Origin of the sequence: Endozoicomonas sp. ALB091, from assembly GCF_049310265.1 — a bacterium.
In the GTDB taxonomy this organism is placed as follows: Bacteria; Pseudomonadota; Gammaproteobacteria; order Pseudomonadales; family Endozoicomonadaceae; genus Endozoicomonas.
Map to the genome: position 1 here is coordinate 263646 of NZ_JBLYNQ010000007.1, position 16009 is coordinate 279654.

General features: G+C 51.1%; 14 protein-coding genes. 9 read left to right on the forward strand and 5 right to left on the reverse strand.

Features of this window, described 5'->3' with window-relative positions:
• Positions 1-74 precede the first annotated feature (74 nt).
• Complete coding sequence (gene gyrA / locus ACO6UX_RS13300; RefSeq protein ID WP_269673938.1) at positions 75-2678, reverse strand: DNA gyrase subunit A; 2604 nt, start codon at positions 2676-2678, stop codon at positions 75-77.
• Positions 2679-3060: 382 nt separating this feature from the next.
• Here gyrA and ACO6UX_RS13305 point away from each other — a divergent pair, with 382 nt between their 5' ends.
• The 6 genes from ACO6UX_RS13305 to ACO6UX_RS13330 all read left to right on the forward strand — a co-directional run bounded on the left by ACO6UX_RS13305 (position 3061) and on the right by ACO6UX_RS13330 (position 9054).
• Positions 3061-3333: a hypothetical protein gene (locus ACO6UX_RS13305; RefSeq protein WP_422448316.1), complete on the forward strand. Its 273-nt coding sequence runs from the start codon at positions 3061-3063 to the stop codon at positions 3331-3333.
• Positions 3334-3663: 330 nt separating this feature from the next.
• Positions 3664-4563, forward strand: a complete 900-nt coding sequence (locus ACO6UX_RS13310; RefSeq protein WP_422448318.1) for a hypothetical protein — start codon at positions 3664-3666, stop codon at positions 4561-4563.
• Positions 4564-4912: 349 nt separating this feature from the next.
• Positions 4913-5629 carry a bifunctional 2-polyprenyl-6-hydroxyphenol methylase/3-demethylubiquinol 3-O-methyltransferase UbiG gene (gene ubiG / locus ACO6UX_RS13315; protein WP_422449556.1) on the forward strand — a complete coding sequence of 239 codons (717 nt, stop codon included), beginning with the start codon at positions 4913-4915 and terminating at the stop codon, positions 5627-5629.
• Between the two features lie 60 nt (positions 5630-5689).
• Positions 5690-6400, forward strand: a complete 711-nt coding sequence (locus ACO6UX_RS13320; RefSeq protein ID WP_422448320.1) for an HAD family hydrolase — start codon at positions 5690-5692, stop codon at positions 6398-6400.
• Between the two features lie 49 nt (positions 6401-6449).
• Positions 6450-7193, forward strand: a complete 744-nt coding sequence (locus ACO6UX_RS13325; RefSeq protein ID WP_422448322.1) for a YciK family oxidoreductase — start codon at positions 6450-6452, stop codon at positions 7191-7193.
• A gap of 211 nt (positions 7194-7404) precedes the next feature.
• The gene (locus ACO6UX_RS13330) at positions 7405-9054 is read left to right on the forward strand and encodes an HAD family acid phosphatase (RefSeq protein ID WP_422448324.1); all 1650 of its coding nucleotides are present in this window, start codon (positions 7405-7407) and stop codon (positions 9052-9054) included.
• Positions 9055-9226: 172 nt separating this feature from the next.
• Here the strand turns inward: ACO6UX_RS13330 and cydC are convergent, their stop codons facing one another.
• Both cydC and cydD read right to left on the reverse strand, forming a co-directional pair.
• Positions 9227-10921, reverse strand: a complete 1695-nt coding sequence (gene cydC / locus ACO6UX_RS13335) for a heme ABC transporter ATP-binding protein/permease CydC (RefSeq protein WP_422448326.1) — start codon at positions 10919-10921, stop codon at positions 9227-9229.
• Positions 10911-12725: a heme ABC transporter permease/ATP-binding protein CydD gene (cydD, locus tag ACO6UX_RS13340; protein ID WP_422448328.1), complete on the reverse strand. Its 1815-nt coding sequence runs from the start codon at positions 12723-12725 to the stop codon at positions 10911-10913. The genes cydC and cydD overlap by 11 nt, the downstream gene beginning before the upstream one ends.
• A 193-nt stretch (positions 12726-12918) precedes the next feature.
• On the opposite strand from cydD, the gene trmJ reads away from it, so the two are divergent.
• Together trmJ and ACO6UX_RS13350 are read left to right on the forward strand one after the other, a co-directional pair.
• Positions 12919-13659 (forward strand): tRNA (cytosine(32)/uridine(32)-2'-O)-methyltransferase TrmJ, encoded by a 741-nt coding sequence (gene trmJ, locus ACO6UX_RS13345; RefSeq protein WP_422448330.1) that lies wholly within the window; start codon positions 12919-12921, stop codon positions 13657-13659.
• On the forward strand, positions 13652-14098 hold the full coding sequence (locus ACO6UX_RS13350) for a GNAT family N-acetyltransferase (RefSeq protein ID WP_422448332.1): 447 nt from the start codon (positions 13652-13654) through the stop codon (positions 14096-14098). Before trmJ ends, ACO6UX_RS13350 begins: the two co-directional genes overlap by 8 nt.
• Here ACO6UX_RS13350 and ACO6UX_RS13355 read toward each other — a convergent pair.
• Entirely contained in the window at positions 13989-14249 is a 261-nt protein-coding gene (locus ACO6UX_RS13355) for a S4 domain-containing protein (protein WP_422448334.1), read from the reverse strand. The genes ACO6UX_RS13350 and ACO6UX_RS13355 overlap by 110 nt on opposite strands.
• A 57-nt stretch (positions 14250-14306) precedes the next feature.
• Here ACO6UX_RS13355 and ACO6UX_RS13360 point away from each other — a divergent pair, with 57 nt between their 5' ends.
• Complete coding sequence (locus tag ACO6UX_RS13360) at positions 14307-15107, forward strand: type IV pili methyl-accepting chemotaxis transducer N-terminal domain-containing protein (protein ID WP_422448336.1); 801 nt, start codon at positions 14307-14309, stop codon at positions 15105-15107.
• Between the two features lie 48 nt (positions 15108-15155).
• Here ACO6UX_RS13360 and mazG read toward each other — a convergent pair whose 3' ends face one another.
• On the reverse strand, positions 15156-15962 hold the full coding sequence (gene mazG, locus ACO6UX_RS13365) for a nucleoside triphosphate pyrophosphohydrolase (protein WP_422448338.1): 807 nt from the start codon (positions 15960-15962) through the stop codon (positions 15156-15158).
• Positions 15963-16009 lie beyond the last annotated feature (47 nt).

Consider the following 16009-nt stretch of genomic DNA (forward strand, 5'->3'; position numbering starts at 1 on the left):
AAACTCTCTGACTCCGGGTGAGTAACTGTATCATGATGAAAAACGCCAGCACTGGGCTGGCGTTTTTCAAACTATCAGGATTCTACCGTCCCTTCGCTGGCAATGGGATCATCCTGCCCTTCAGTCTCAAGCTCAGGCGCATCCACAGCCTCAGGCTCCTCAACGCGGGCAACACCCACCAGTTTTTCACCGTCAGAGACACGGATCAGCGTAACCCCCTGAGTATTACGACTCAGTGAAGAGACGCCATCAACCCCGGTTCTAACCAGTGTTCCCTGGTCAGAAATCAGCATAATCTGCTCGCCACTCTTCACCTGGATAGCACCTACGATTTCACCGTTACGCTCCGTGCACTGCATGGAGATAACCCCCTGACCACCACGGCTGGTGAGTCGGAACTCATCGACGGCAGTTCGTTTACCGTAACCTTTGGCACTGGCCGTCAGAATCTGGGTATCTTCCTCCGGAATAATCAGAGAGATAATCCGCTGACCTTCAGGCAGCTTCATACCACGAACACCACGGGCTGTCCGGCCCATGGCACGAACGTCAGTCTCCTCGAAACGAACCGCCTTACCACCATTAGACAGCAGCATTACCTGCTTTTCTCCGGTAGTAATTTCAGCCCCCACCAGGGTATCTCCTTCATCCAGACCCAGGGCGATCAGGCCGGAAGAGCGTGGGCGGGCAAACTGCTCCAGAGGTGTCTTCTTCACCGTACCATTGAGCGTCGCCATAAAGACGAAATGGCCTTCGGTAAACTCTTCCACCGGCAGCATGGCGGTGATTTTCTCATTCTGCTCCAACGGCAGAATATTAACGATCGGTCGACCACGGGAGGTTCTGCCAGCCTGGGGGATCTGATAGACCTTCAACCAATAGACCTTACCCTTGCTGGAGAAGCAGAGGATCTGGGTATGGGTGTTAGCCACCAGCATGTGCTCGACATAGTCCTCTTCCTTAACGGAAGCCGCTGACTTGCCACGACCACCACGACGCTGTGCCTGATAGGTATCCAGGGGCGTGGTCTTGGCATAGCCACCGTGGGACAGGGTGACCACCATATCCTCCTCATCAATCAGATCTTCAACCGTCAAGTCACGACGGGAGCTGGTGATCTCGGTACGACGCTCATCACCAAACTCATCCCGAACCTGCTCAAGCTCTTCCCTGATGACGGCACGCAGCTTCATTGGGTCACAGAGGATCAGAATCAGCTCGGCAATTTTCTCCAGCAGCTCACGATATTCAGACAGCAGCTTCTCATGCTCAAGACCGGTCAGTCGGTGCAGTCGCATTTCCAGAATGGCCTGAGCCTGAACCGGAGACAGGTAATAAAGCCCATCCCTGAGACCATAAGCCTCAGGCAGATCATCCGGACGACAGGCATCGGCACCGGCACGCTCGGCCATTTCCATCATGTGGCCGGGATTCCAACCCTTGGCAATCAGCTTTTCTTTAGCCTCCGCCGGTGTTGGCGAGTCCTTGATCAGCTGGATAACCGGATCAATGTTGGACAGGGCAACGGCCAGACCTTCCAGAATATGACCACGCTCACGGGCCTTTCTCAGCTCATAAACGGTCCGGCGGGTGACCACCTCACGGCGGTGACGGATAAAGGCTTCCAGGAACTCCTTCAGGTTGAGCAGTTTAGGCTGACCATCCACCAGGGCCACCAGATTGATACCGAACACGGACTCAAGCTGGGTCTGGGCATACAGGTTATTGAGCACCACCTCGGCATTTTCACCACGGCGAAGCTCGATCACCACACGCAGGCCATCTTTGTCAGACTCATCGCGCAGCTCGGAAATACCCTCAATCTTGCGGTCTTTTACCAGCTCGGCAATCTTCTCAATAAGGCGCGCCTTATTCAGCTGATAAGGGATCTCGGTGACAATAATGGTGCTTTTATTTTTCTTTTCATCGTGCTCGATATCGGCCCTGGCACGAATGTAGATGCGACCACGACCGGAGCGATAGGCCTGAAGGATACCAGCCCGGCCATTGATAATCGCCGCGGTAGGGAAGTCAGGACCCGGGATGTACTCCATCAGGTCATCAACCGTCAGCGCTTCATCATCCAGCAGCGCCAGACAGCCATTCACCACCTCGGTCATATTGTGAGGCGGGATATTGGTGGCCATGCCCACCGCGATACCGGCCGAGCCATTCACCAGCAGGTTAGGAACACGGGTGGGTAAAACGGCAGGAATCTGCTCTGTGCCATCGTAGTTAGGCACATAGTCTACGGTTTCCTTGTCGAGATCTGCCAGCAACTGATGGGCAATCTTGTCCATCCGGATTTCCGTATAACGCATCGCTGCGGCGGAGTCACCGTCAATGGAGCCGAAGTTGCCCTGACCATCAACCAGCATATAACGCAGGGAAAATGGCTGCGCCATCCGGACAATGGTGTCATAGACCGCAGAGTCGCCGTGGGGATGGTATTTACCGATCACATCCCCGACCACACGGGCAGATTTTTTGTAAGGTTTGTTCCAGTCGTTGCCCAGTTCGCTCATGGCGAACAGTACGCGCCGGTGCACGGGCTTGAGCCCGTCACGTACATCAGGCAGGGCACGACCAACGATGACACTCATGGCGTAGTCCAGATAGGACTGCTTGAGTTCATCTTCAATATTTACCGGGAGAATCTCTTTGGCAATTTCAGTCATGGAAACCCAGTCGTCCTTTTGCTTACGGCCAACAGATAGCGGTCAGCATCCATCCCAGTTCTGTGGACCAGGACACCGATAATAAAGTCTTATCCAAACAGAAAAAATGCTCTTTCCCAGAGCATCTCAATGGAATGATCGCCTAAGGTAATTGATTTTCAAAACCGCGATGTTACCACAATTCATGCCTTATCCGCGAGATACATCAATCACTTTGGGAATATGTTTTTTGCCGGTCCATCAATGGCACAGGGCGGACAACCGCTTTCAGGAAATTGTCAAAAAAGTACCAACTGGGTAAACCTGTGTTTTTTCCTGAACCGGACTAGATTTGAAGTAAGCACTGACGCTTGATACTTAAACTCAACAAAGGATTGTTACCATGAAGATAGGAGAAGAATTCCTCCGTGGAATGGGTATAGACCCGAATGTATATAACAAAGTTTCTGAGCACGTAGACTTGGCAGTTGCTTGTTCACGCAAAGTAAAGCAGGCATGGTTTGAGAATAAATGGTCTGTCGAAGCCAAAAACGAATTAAGGAACCTTGTCAATTATCTGGCTTCTGCAATTGACGATGGTACAGAAGTAAAAGAGGATGTCAAAAAAGCACTTGCCGACCGTGCCCTTCAGAATGCTGAGGCGGTAAGTAACTAAACAAAAGCAACTAAAACAGCACCTGATGAAAAAAATGAGCCTGCCGTTGTAGCGACTAAACCGGTTAAACCAGGTAATCCCGGAAAGCTGGACCCCAGTCGTCTCGCCCCCTATGAAAAAAATAACAGCGGTGACTATTGACAGCCTTAACGTTTTTTATAAACCAGGCCAGTTGAGGGGGTCGATGGAGAGATTACCATCCCACAGGCCTCAGGAGAGTTCAACGTGCAAGTCCATGTCAGCCCGGACAAGGCGGTGTATCTCCCATGGCATGGATGAGTCAGGTACTGCCCCCCGTTACTGAACCTCACCCGGAAAAGGAGATCCCCAATGAACCCCACATCAGCAAGGACTGAAGCAACAACACAGGCCATTGAGCGCTACCTGGCGGACAACCCCGGCAATGAGCCACTGAACACCCTTGGCATGACGGCGGACGGACGGATTGTGCGGTTGGCAGAGCAGGAGGAGGGCCTGCGGCCGGAACTGCACCGGGTGTTTAAACACCAGCTTGGGGCTCTGATACCTCAGATGAAACATTTTGACGATCCCTTCGGAAAACCGGTGCGCAGGGAGCGGATGGTTGAGAGAACTCTGAAGGCTGACGTGCAAACTCTGGGCGATTACCGTGACAGAATCTGGTGGGACCAGCAGATACGAAACCGGCTATCCACTTTGAAGGCAAAGTATGCCACTGAATTTTCCAAACTCGATAAGCTGACCAGATCTCACATCCAAACCTTCACCAAAGATGCGGAAACTACTGGCCCCAACTATCGTTTTGTCAACAACTTTACCCAACACCTCTGGACATTTAAAGATAACCACAAGACCGGGGAGGCTGCCAAGGCGAAAGACTTCTTTATGAGCAATGTGATTATCCATCAGTTTATGCTGAGTTTTGACACGCTCGAGTTGTTACTGGAGCTGCCGGAGGTCATTGAACGGAATTCGATAACTAATAAGAAAACTATCGATACTCTGATACAACATAAAAAAGATTACCGTTCGGATGATTTTCGAACGGCCTTCCTGGAAACGACGGACAACGGCAAGAGCACCGTTAGAGTTGCAAGGGACCTTGGACTGACTATTAAATCAATCAGCGTTACATATAAGGGACAGCCAGTGGACAGCATCAATGACCCGATTGACGGCGAGGATCTGGAGCAAAAGTTTTGTGTGAAGGTCCATGTCAGCCCGGACAAGAAGGTGTACGACTCACCATGAAGCAGGTGAACCACCTGCTGATCGCCGGGTCGGTCACTGCCGTTTATGACGTGCGACTGGTGCCACCCACCATTATCGGGGCCTCGGCACCGGGCTGGATGTAGTGGGTGCTGAAGGCAGTTGGCAGAACAGTAAAACACCGGACAGCGACATAAAGGCTGTATTTGAAGGTTCAGCCTTATCTCTTCTTAATCACATTAAATTCAGTACTGAAGTTCAATTTTTCACTCCCGGGCAACTACAAAACTCAACACTGTGGTCGGCTGCAGGATTAACGGTATAATCCGCAGATATGGCAGCCCTGACTGCCTCAATTACACTGCTTTGACGGATCAGAACAATGCCCGACATGCGCTCAGCCCAAAATGTGGACCTCGGAGAAATCGCCAAGTTTGAAGAACTGGCCAGCCGCTGGTGGGACCCGGACAGTGAGTTCAGGCCACTTCATGAGATCAATCCCCTGCGTCTGAATTATATTGATGAACGTGTTGGACTGGCCGGAAAACAAGTGATTGATATTGGCTGCGGTGGCGGCATTCTGAGTGAGTCCATGGCGCAACGGGGTGCCCATGTCACTGGTATTGATATGGGCGAAGCCCCCCTGTCTGTTGCCCGCCTGCACAGCATGGAAAGTGGTGTTGAGGTGAACTATCGCCGAATTACCGCTGAGGAGCTGGCCGAAGAGATGCCCGGCCAGTTCGATGTGGTGACCTGCCTGGAAATGCTGGAGCACGTTCCCGACCCGGCTTCCGTCATCAAAGCCTGCAGCAAACTCCTGAAACCCGGTGGACAGATCTTTTTTGCCACTATCAACCGCAATCCCAAATCATTCCTGTTTGCCATTATCGGTGCGGAATACATACTCAAACTGCTGCCAAAAGGCACTCATGAGCACAAGAAATTTATCAAGCCCAGTGAACTGACCCGGGACATGAGAAAAGCGGGACTGAATATCCATGACATGACCGGGATGACCTACAATCCATTGACGAAAGTGTACCGGCTTAACCCGAAGGATGTAGACGTCAATTACCTGATTTATGGCTCAAAGTCAGCCACCCCTTAACTGATGGCTCAGTTTCTGGCAACGAGAACCACTGCCATCCGGGAATAACCAAGAGTAACGATGATGAAAGCCATTGAAGGCGTTTTTTTTGATCTGGACGGCACCCTGCTGGACACCGCAGAAGATTTTGTGATTACCGTGAATCAAATGCTGGCAGATCACCAGCACCCGGCAATGGATAGCCATTTGATTCGGCAAAATGTTTCTGCCGGCTCACGGGCGCTGATGAAGCTTGCCTTCAATCTTGCGCCCGGCGATGAGCTGGAACAGAAAAGGGCCCTGTTTCTGCAATACTATGATCGGCATATCCAGGACCACAGTCGTTCATCATTTGCCCGGCCCTACCCCGGCATACTGTCACTGATCGGGGAACTTGAACGTCGGGATATCGCCTGGGGTATTGTCACCAATAAACCCAGACCCTATGCCCTCTCATTGATTCGGCAAATTGGCCTGCTGGAACGAAGTCATGCCATTGTCTGCCCGGAGGATGTCATAAAGCCGAAACCAGACCCGGAAGCCCTCTTTCTTGCCTGCCGACAGTCCGGAAGTTCACCGCAGCTCAGTGTCTATATTGGCGACCATATTCGTGATATCGAAGCTGGAAAACAAGCAGGCATGATCACCGTTGCCGCGCATTATGGCTACATTGCTGAGGGTGAAGATCCTGCACAGTGGGGTGCGGACCTGAATATCGACCATGTCCAGCAGCTGCACCGCTGGTTTGAACAGCACAACTGGCAAATCATCAAAGACAGGTCCCATGCCTGAGAGGCTGTTTGAAAATCGCGCAGCAAACTAAAAACCATGGAGTAACATCATGTTTTCCTACCAGGCTCCGAAAGACCTGCTGAAGGATAAAGTCATACTGGTAACCGGAGCCGGCAGTGGTATCGGCCGGGTCGCCGCCCTTACCTATGCCCGCCACGGTGCCACCGTCATTCTGCTGGGCAGAAGCACTGAAAAACTGGAAGCGGTGTACGATGAAATTGAACTCAATCAGTGGCCGCAACCAGCCATCTATCCACTAAACCTGGAAAGCGCGGGTGATATCGATTTCAGTAATCTGGCTGAAACCATTGAGAACGAATTTGGTCGGCTTGACGGTCTGTTACACAACGCCAGCCTTTTAGGTGAACTGAAACCCATCAGCCAGTTTCCCACAGAAACCTGGCTGCGCATCATGCAGGTTAATCTGAATTCAGCCTTTATCATGACCCGGGAACTGCTGCCCCTGCTCCGCCTGTCAGAAAAGGCGTCGATCATTTTTACCTCGTCCGGCGTGGGTCACCAGGGACGGGCGCACTGGGGAGCCTATAGCGTGTCAAAATTTGCCACTGAGGGTCTGATGCAAATCGTGGCGGATGAGGAAGACGGTATCAGCTCTGTGCGTGCCAACAGCATCAACCCCGGTGGCACCCGTACCTCAATGAGAGCGGCGGCGTTTCCGGGAGAAGACCCGGAAACACTCCCCACACCGGAAGACATAATGCCGGTTTACCTTTACCTGATGGGGGACGAAAGCCGGGACATCAACGGCCTGGCTTTTCATGCCCAGCAGTAACAATGCAGCCACTGGCCCTGACTGAACGTCGGGGCTCAAACAACTGTTTCAACGGCGTTGTCAATAAAAAAGAACTTATTCATCAGTACACTGAGAACAAACACTTCCATAGACTTTATTTCTTTTCGTCTATTCTGATGCGGTCATTCTTATCTCAAATAGAATTATCACAATCAGAATTATGAAAATTCGACGTTTTAAAGAAAAGAAAATGGACATGAAAGTTTTGGCCACTCTATTACTTTCACCATTACTCAGCTTACAGCCCCTCTTTGCTGATAGCGTTGATCAGAAAGCTTTAAACAACGAAGTTATCATTGCCGCAAACTGGCAACAGCATTCCGGGGAATACCGCGCTTACTTTTACCAGAGTTTTAACGGCGCAACCGATCAACTGGAAGCTCTTTTGACAAAAACGCCTGAAGGTAAAAAGCCTGCAATAATCACCGATATTGATGATACTCTGATATCAGGCACCCGTTATTTTACCAGTATGGTTGACACCCATGAATCCCGAAGTATCGAGCGGTCCAGGTTCTGGTGGAATCATCAAGAGACGAAAGCACTGCCAGGGTCCGTTGAATTCCTGCAAAAAGCCAATAGTCTGGGCATTGAAATTTTCTATATCAGCGGCCGTTTTAACGATGTAAAAACCATTACTATTAATAAACTGAAGCAATTGGGTTTTCCGGTCATCAGTGAAATAAATGTGATTCTCCAGGCAGAAAAAAACATTACCCTCAGCAAAGAGGACAAGCGCCAGCAGATCATAACAGCGGGCTACCACCCGATCATGCTGTTTGGTGACCAGCTGGACGATCTTGGTGAGGTAGTTAAAGGCCTCTACCCTGAAAAGAAAAAGTGGGTCAGTCAGCATCAGGATAAACTTGGCAGCCAGTGGTTTATTCTGCCAAACACCGTTTATGGATTCTGGGAAGAAGCCATCAGCAAAGACTACCGAACACTGAGCCCGGCAGAAAAACACCGGGTTCGCATCCGCCAGGTTAACGACACAGAGTTACCAGTGCCTATTCCCGAGAGCTACCGGCAGCATATTATCATGGCCGATCTCTGGGTCAGGAAATCTGCTGATTTCAATGCCACCGCTATTCAAACTTATAACCTGGCCAGCAAGGCTCTTGAAGCCCCTGAAAACCGCTACGCCACTGATCGGGCAATTATTGTTGATATTGATGGCACGCTGATAGACTACCCTCCGAATCATTTAATCCCACCTCTTTGCAAAGCATTCCCTGAACCTGAAGCGAAGATGAGGAACTACGAAAAACAGCTTCAATCCACCTCCATTCCCGGTGCCAGAGAGTTTTTAAACAAAGCGGCAGCCCTGGGTTATGAAATCTTTTATCTAACGGCCCGGGAGCACTCTTCCGGCCGTCCGGGTCATAAAGGGGATGTAGAAAACTTCACCTTAAAACAACTGGCTGCCAATGGATTCCCCAAAGTTACTCAGACCAATTTGCTGAACCGCTCCAAATATTGTCCGGTCAATAAAAAAAGCTGTGATAAGGAGCACCAGCGAAAAGCCATTATGTCCGGAAGGATCAATGGAAAAAAATACGATGTCAGACTGTTTGTCGGTGACCTTCTGGATGACTTTGATTTAAAAGAGCAAGGGTTATCCCCTTTTGACCGGGCTTCCGTTGAAAAAACCAGAAACCTGTACGGAAGAAAATATTTTATTATTCCCAATCCGGTCAACAAAACCTGGATGCGGCATTACTATTCACAGATTGCAGGAAAAGATATTTGCCAGTTGAGTGATCAGGAACGTTCTGATATTCGCAGAAGCTTAATAAAAGATTGGCCTGAAAAAGATCTACATAAAGCGGCACAGCGCTAGTACATGGTTTCAATGTAATTGATGGTTCCTTTATTGGCTCCCAAACTCCGTTCGTCTTGAGCGGAGTCGAAAGGCCTAAACTCCATACCCTGAATACTGTGCCAATCACCCTTCGACCGTGTCAGGGTGAGCGGAGATTGTACACATCAAACTCATCGACCAGGGTTTGTCATTACCATTTAATCAAACTGCCATTTTCCATTCGCAAGACCTGATCCATCTTTCCCAGGGCCGTTCGCTTATGGGTGATCATAATGATGGTACTGTCTTTGAATTGCCCTAAAACGGTATCCATCAATACCTGTTCACTGTGAACATCCAACCCTTCCCCCGGCTCATCCATCACCAGTACCGGGGCCGGTTTCAGCAAAGCCCGGGCAATGGCCAGACGACGCTGCTCTCCACCGGATAAGGCAATACCGCCCTGCCCCAGCCAGACATCCAGCAAATCACCATTATTCTCCCTGGCAGCAACAAGCCTATTCAGACCTGAATCGTTAACAACTGTTAACAGCTGCGCATCCGTTGCTGCTGGTGCAGCCAATAGCAGATTCTCCCTGAGCGTGGCACTGAACACGTGCGTTTTCTGGGGAACAAATGTGATGGCCCGGTAAAGTGCCTGTTCTGACAATTCCTGAATCAGCTGCCCATCCAGTAAAATCCTGCCACCAGAGGGCTCCAATCCACGGTTCAATAACTTGATCAGCGTTGATTTACCGCATCCGGTTTTACCAAGCAGAGCAATATGGCTGCCTGCAGGAATGTGAAGTGACAGCTTATTAATGACTGGCTGATTATTGGCATCGCTGTTATTGACATAGCTACAGGAGACCTCAGTAAACTGAATCTCACCTTTTAATACTTCTCCGGTTGCCTTTTCTGGAAATACAACCACCGGCGACTTCACCACCTGGCGCAAACGACTGGCCGCCTGTCGTGTATGACTGAGAAACTGAAAAGCAACAGGCAATGGCATCAGCGCTTCAAAACTGGCCAGCATTCCAAACACCATCATAACCATAACCGGCCCACTGAACAGGCCTGCACTCATCTCACCACTGGCGATATACAACACCAGTAATGCCGCCGCACCGGAGCTGGAAACAAACAGGGCGGAGCCGAAGCCTTCCATCACTGCCATGCGGGACTGGTCGGCAACCAGTTTCTGTTCCGATTCAGCCATCGTGGTACGGCTACTGGCATCACTGCCATAGATCTGCTGTTCCGCCATACCCTGCAGATAATCCAGTACCTCCTGACGCAAACGTGCCTGCCTGACACCCATTGACTCCCCGGTCCTGCGACCCAGGACATAAAACAGCAACGGCATGGAGATAATCCAGAGCATCATCACCAGCAACACCACCATGGCCACCGCAACACTGAAAAAAGAGATAAACAGTGAAAACAACAGAGCAACACTCACAGCAGACAGCAATGGGCTGACCAGCCTCAGATAGAGCTGATCCAGGGCATCAATATCAGCCACCAGCCGATCAAGCAGCTCACCTTTACGGTACTGTCCGAGCTGCTCTTGGGAGAGCGGAATCAATTTACTGAAAAACCAGCTGCGCAGGCCTGACAACAGCCGGAACGTGGCATCATGGCTGACCAGACGTTCTGCATAGCGGGCAGCGGTACGGGCAATGGAAAAGCCCCGAACGCCTGCCCCCGGAGTAAAGAAGTTAAAGGTCTGGGCCGTGGTAAAGGTCAACCCGGCGATGGCGGTGGCAGTGATAAACCAGCCGGACAGTGAGAGCAGGCTGAGGCTCGCCAGCAGGGTAACGATTGCCAGCAGAATTCCCAATGACAGCATCCCCAGGTGCTGACGGTACAATTTCAGGAAAGGCCACAGGTCATTCATCATCCAGACTCCCCTGATTACGATGCATACTGATAAACTGCTGATACTGAGCACTTTGCCTCGCCAGCGTTGCCGGAGAGCCGTCAGCCACCAGCCTCCCTTTTTCCAGCAGCAGGATCTGATCCATCGCCTTGAGCTGGCTGATTCGATGGGTAATGGTGATGACCGTGCAATCGTCAGGTATGGCATCCAGGGCATCCAGCACCAGGCTCTCACTGACCGAATCCAGGCTGGCTGTCGGTTCATCCAGAATTAATAACCGCACCGGCAATACGAGGGCTCTTGCCAGGGCAATCCGCTGGGCCTGACCAACCGACAGGTTACCGCCCTGCTCTTTAAGGACACTGTCCAGCCCATCCGGCAGGTTTGCCAGAATATCCATACCCTGGGCCCTGGCCAGGGCGTCGAGGCACTGTTCACGGGAAACTGCGCGTCCAAAGGAAATATTGTCATAGACGGAGCCATGGATAATCAATGGCTGCTGGCCCAACCAGGCAATCGCTTTACGCCAGCTGTCAAGCCGGGTATCCGCCAGCGATTGCCCGCCTGCCTTTATTTCACCCCGGTAGTTCCAGAAGCCCATCAGCGTATTGATCAGCGTTGTTTTACCGGCACCGCTGCTGCCAATAATACCGACCCGGGTTCCGGGTTCGATCTTAAACGACAGACGATCCAGTAACAGTGGCTGTCTGTTGTCTGATGCGTTTGTCGGCAGCGGGTTAACTGTGGACTTTATGGTTGCCGACACGGATAGCTCTTTTACCTCCAGAGTCAGCGGCATTGCCTCTGGCAAAGACAACCCGCCATGGTGTGCCTCCGATTCTTTCCGGGATAATATGTCCAGAATCTCTTCCGTCGCACCCACCGCTTTGGCCCTGGCATGATAATAGGTTCCCAGCTCCCGCAGCGGCTGATAATACTCAGGAGCCAGCAGCAACAGAAACAGCCCGGTATACAGTGTCACTTCACCACCAAAGGTAATATGACCCAGAAAACTCATCCCCAGAAACACCGCCACCAACGCAATGGACACCGAAGCAAAAAACTCCAGCACGGTTGATGACAGAAACGCCAGGCGGAGTACCTGCATGGTCTTAATTCGAAAGTCTTCACTGGCATCGGCTAACTGTGTTTGTGCAAAACTTGTTCGCTGAAAGAGTTTCAGCGTTTCCAACCCTTGCAGCCGATCCAGAAAGAAGCCCCCCAGGCGTGAGAGTGCCTGAAAGTTTTTCCGGTTAGCCTGTGCGGCTTTCATTCCTACCAGAACCATAAAAACCGGAATCAGTGGCGCTGTTCCCAGGAAAATAATGCCCACTACCCAACTTCGTGGGAAAGCAACCACCAGCATAATGGCCGGTAACATTACCGCCAGAGCCATCTGAGGCAGGTATCTGGCAATAAATTCCTGAAGCTCTTCCACCTGTTCAACAACAATTGCCGACCAGCTACCGGCAGGCCGCTCAGCAATCACCAGCGGCCCAAGGCGACGTAACTTATCCAGCAATAGTTTACGCACTTCTACCCGAACACAGGCACCTGCCCGAAAACCACAAAACTCACGCCCCCAGGTGCAGGCACCACGGGCAACAACCAACACCAGAACCCGGAAAAAATCGTCCGTCAGCATCTCCCGGGTGGCCCCCTCCATCACCAGCTGATGGATCATTCCTGCCATGATTGAAGCCTGAATAATCAGCAAGACGCCATTGAGCAAACCCAGGCCCATGGAGATCAGCAGCCAGTGCCGGGCCGACCCGATCTGCCGTAACAACCAGCGATAGGCTTGCTTTTGTGTAGTTTGACTCATCTTTTCAATGTATTTCCCGGACTACTGACCACTGCGGCGCATTGTACATAACTCGATCGGTACTCACCACGAAGACTGGTTTTCAAGTACTTTCGCCCCCTATAATTACGGGTCAAATTTATTTTGTGGTTCAGCTCTTGCTAAAAGAGTGTCCAAAAGGACAGCCTCTTCTGTTATTCAACCATTGGTCACCATGCTTCAAAATATTCGCATCATCCTTATCAATACCTTCCACCCCGGCAACATAGGCTCCGCTGCCCGGGCCATGAAAACCATGGGCCTGAGTGACCTCTGCCTGGTGACACCGCAACGATTTCCCGCACCGGAGGCGGACTCTATGGCGGCCGGCGCCCTGGATGTGCTGGAAAACGCCCGGGTCTTTGACTCACTGGATGAAGCCATTGCCGATTGCGCCCTGGTCATCGGCACCAGTGCCAGAACACGCACCCATTCGTTTTCACGCCCGATGCTGGGGGCTGAAGCGTGTGCGGAGAAACTGCTCTGTGAATCCCGCCAGTCGCCCGTTGCCCTGGTATTTGGCCAGGAAACCATGGGGCTGACCAACAGCGAGCTGGAAAAGTGCCACTTCCATACCAGTATTGATGCAAATCCGGAGTACCCGGTACTTAATGTCGCCTCAGCCATTCAGATTCTCTGTTATGAGGTCTTCAAGGCGTCACTGAATAAAGAGAACCACTGGCACGGTGAAACACCGGAACAGGAATACCCACTGAATCAGGAGCTGGAAAAGTTCTACGAGCACCTGGAAACCACATTGACCGACATCAATTTTATTATTCAACAACACCCGGGGCTGGTCATGACCCGGCTTCGTCGCTTGTTCAACCGAGCCCGCCCCGAAGCCAAAGAGCTGAATATGTTGCGGGGTATTCTGGGAGCCGCCCAGAAAGCATCCGGAAACAGCCGTGACTGAGTGTGCTGTGCATACCGTTGAGGAACTCAACCCCATTGCCTTTCCCCTGGTTAACCGCTTTTTTAAAGAGAACGGGCACAAGGGAAAAGCGTCGGGTGAGGAGCGGGTCTGGGTAGCCCGCTGCGCAAAGGGAAACATTATCGCTGGCCTGAGGGCCAGTCCAAAATCCGACGGTTATCTGCTGAGAAGCGTCCAGGTCGCCAGCAATGCCCAAAGAAAGGGTATTGGCTCGTTCTTTTTGAGCGAAGTCCTGAAGGATCTAAACGCTGTCAACTGCTGGTGCTACCCCTATGCTCACCTTGAACTTTTTTACCAGAGAGCAGGCTTTTTCAGCCCGGAGCCGACCAGTGTACCTTCTGATATCCTGGATCCTTACCTGCGGTACCGGCAACAGGGGCACACTTTCTTATTGATGGCCCGTTGCCCGAAGCAGGCCTGAAATTTCTTCGTCCCGGAGCAATCGATGCTATTTGATCAATATGCAATCCCGGCCTGCCATTAACCAGCACACACCCGCTTTCTATCAGTCGTGAAGCCTCCCGCCGTGAGCAATAACCAGCATCCGCAATAAACATGGAAAGGCGAATCATAAGTAATTTTCGGGTATTATCCGCCTTTTAAATCAATAACAATTCATAGATACGGATATGTTAAATCAGATTTTCAAGATTTCAGGACTACTCAGCATCCTGTTCACTCTGGTCATAACTTCACTGCCTGCAGCGGCAACCATCAATGATGCAGAAGCCATTAACAAGGCAGGTCGCCAGCGAATGCTCAGTCAGAGGATCGCTAAAAGTTACATTATGATTGGCTCCGATGTAAATCCGGATCAAGCGACAGCTGACCTGGATACCAGTATGGCGCTGTTCGAGCAGCAATTTCTTGAACTTATGGATTACGCCCCTGACGATAAGATTCGCAACAGCTTGAATGATGCCGCCATCACCTGGCAGGAGTTCCGTTTAAAAGTCCTTGAGACCCCAACGCGCGAAAAAGCATTGACCATTCTGGCACTGAGTGATGAACTTCTGGCCCGCAGTGAAACCGTGGTTAAAGCCATTACTGAACACGCCGGACATAAAGCCGGTCAACTGGTGAATATTTCCGGCCGACAGCGAATGCTCAGTCAGCGTATCGCCAAACTCTATATTACCCGGGCATGGGGCGTTAAGGATCCGTCGGTTGATCAATCTTTGGATCTGGCCATTGATGAGTTTGGCAGCGCACTGACAACGCTCCGTCAATCAGAGTTGAACTCCAGCGATATCAAACAAAAGCTGGCGAAAGTCCAGAGCCAGTGGGACTTTACCAATGCCGGATTCAAAATCAGTCACCAGGGCCATTTTGTTCCAACCATGGTCTCAGTAACAACCGAATCGATTTTGAAAAAAATGAACGACCTGACCTACGACTATGAACAGCTAATGATAAAATCCAATGGCTGACAGAACATAACCTGCCTCCGGTTAACAACGGAGGCAGTTTCTCCAGTCTCATTGTTTACACTGCTGCCAGTAGCTCTCCATCTCTTCCAGCGTCAGCTGTTCAAAATGTTCCTCATGTTCCGTAGCAAGAGCTTCCATTTTCCGGAACCGATGGTCAAATTTATGGCAGGCCTTACGCAATGCCATATCGGCATCAACACCGAGGTGCCGGGCAAGATTGACACAGGCAAATAACAGGTCACCCACCTCTTCCGAAATCCGCTCCTGACTTTCACTTCTGGCACCACGGATTTCATCCAGCTCTTCGTAGATCTTGTCAAATACCGGCTCTGGCTCCGGCCAGTCAAAACCCACTCTGGCCGCTGCTGCCTGAATTTTTTCAGCACGCTGCAAGGTTGGCAGCATTGTCGGCAAATCATCAGGCATGGCTGAGTGACTCTTTTTGGGGCCTTTCTGTTTTTTTTCTTCGGCCTTTATTTCCTGCCACTTCTGCTTGACCTGTTCAGGCGTCAGCTGTTGCCCGGTAGCAAACGACTCCAGACTTCCATCAGGAAAGACATGGGGATGTCGGCGCAGCAATTTTGCCAATATCCCCTCACTGATGTCGGCAAAGTCAAAAAAGCCGTTTTCTCTGGCCATCTGGGCATGGAAAATCACCTGAAACAGCAGGTCACCCAGCTCTTCTTTCAGGTTGTCGTAATCTTCCTGCTCAATGGCTTCGGCAACTTCGCAGGCCTCTTCCAGTGTATAGGGGGCAATGGTGGCGAAGGTCTGTTTCAGATCCCATGGACAACCATGTTCTCTATCTCTGAGTCTGGCCATCAAAGTAATCAGATCATCAATGGAATGTGACAAACCCGGCTCCTGGAAGAATGTAAACGGATGAAAAAGGAGGGGATTCC

What these genes read in the sequence shown, in the direction of transcription:
- gyrA (WP_269673938.1), bottom strand. Translation starts at nt 2,678, where the DNA reads ATGACTGAAATTGCCAAAGAGATTCTCCCGGTAAATATTGAAGATGAA.
- ACO6UX_RS13305 (WP_422448316.1), top strand. Translation starts at nt 3,061, where the DNA reads ATGAAGATAGGAGAAGAATTCCTCCGTGGAATGGGTATAGACCCGAAT.
- ACO6UX_RS13310 (WP_422448318.1), top strand. Translation starts at nt 3,664, where the DNA reads ATGAACCCCACATCAGCAAGGACTGAAGCAACAACACAGGCCATTGAG.
- ubiG (WP_422449556.1), top strand. Translation starts at nt 4,913, where the DNA reads ATGCGCTCAGCCCAAAATGTGGACCTCGGAGAAATCGCCAAGTTTGAA.
- ACO6UX_RS13320 (WP_422448320.1), top strand. Translation starts at nt 5,690, where the DNA reads ATGATGAAAGCCATTGAAGGCGTTTTTTTTGATCTGGACGGCACCCTG.
- ACO6UX_RS13325 (WP_422448322.1), top strand. Translation starts at nt 6,450, where the DNA reads ATGTTTTCCTACCAGGCTCCGAAAGACCTGCTGAAGGATAAAGTCATA.
- ACO6UX_RS13330 (WP_422448324.1), top strand. Translation starts at nt 7,405, where the DNA reads ATGGACATGAAAGTTTTGGCCACTCTATTACTTTCACCATTACTCAGC.
- cydC (WP_422448326.1), bottom strand. Translation starts at nt 10,921, where the DNA reads ATGATGAATGACCTGTGGCCTTTCCTGAAATTGTACCGTCAGCACCTG.
- cydD (WP_422448328.1), bottom strand. Translation starts at nt 12,725, where the DNA reads ATGAGTCAAACTACACAAAAGCAAGCCTATCGCTGGTTGTTACGGCAG.
- trmJ (WP_422448330.1), top strand. Translation starts at nt 12,919, where the DNA reads ATGCTTCAAAATATTCGCATCATCCTTATCAATACCTTCCACCCCGGC.
- ACO6UX_RS13355 (WP_422448334.1), bottom strand. Translation starts at nt 14,249, where the DNA reads ATGATTCGCCTTTCCATGTTTATTGCGGATGCTGGTTATTGCTCACGG.
- ACO6UX_RS13360 (WP_422448336.1), top strand. Translation starts at nt 14,307, where the DNA reads ATGTTAAATCAGATTTTCAAGATTTCAGGACTACTCAGCATCCTGTTC.